General features: G+C 49.7%; 1 protein-coding gene. It reads right to left on the reverse strand.

The window, feature by feature from the left end; translation table 11 throughout:
• On the reverse strand, positions 1-593 hold a 593-nt coding region (locus E0E16_RS14170), incomplete at both ends, for a DUF4372 domain-containing protein (RefSeq protein ID WP_255418134.1).

Consider the following 593-nt stretch of genomic DNA (forward strand, 5'->3'; position numbering starts at 1 on the left):
ACGTTCCTCTCGGTCAGTTCCTCAAACTTTTCATAGTTGATATATGCACGATCCAGGGCAATGATTTCATCATGCTTGAAATGGCTGGGGGCGAGCATAAAGGAATCGTTGGTAGCAGCAGAAGTGAACTTCACGTCACAGTGAACTCCTTCGTTTGCATGAATGACGGAATGCACTTTTATGCCTCCCTTCTTCTTTCCCGTCTTAGGATGCCGTCCCACACCCTTGAAGATGACGTTAGAGAACAGGGTTATCGTGGTGGAATCGATGATTCTCAGACGTTTTATCCATTCCTCCGTACCATTGCGTCGGCTGTCCGAAGAAAGTTTGTCCTTATTGGACTCGTAAAGGTCGTGATACACGTCCTCAAAGAATTTCTCCGAGCGTCTGGCGTTCGCGTCTGACAGGGTACTGCGCTTAGGAACCCTGTCAATGCCTATGTGATGAAGCTTGCGCACCTCAGCCGTCATTGCCGCCTCTATCTCGCGCAGGGAGTCGAAGCGCATGATGACTGCATACAGCATCGTAAGAAGATGGGTGAAGCCATCAAAGGTCTTCACATACCGCTCACCGCCGTTCCGACGGCTTATTTC

It is taken from the genome of Prevotella rectalis, assembly GCF_900607215.1.
In the GTDB taxonomy this organism is placed as follows: Bacteria; Bacteroidota; Bacteroidia; order Bacteroidales; family Bacteroidaceae; genus Prevotella; species Prevotella brunnea.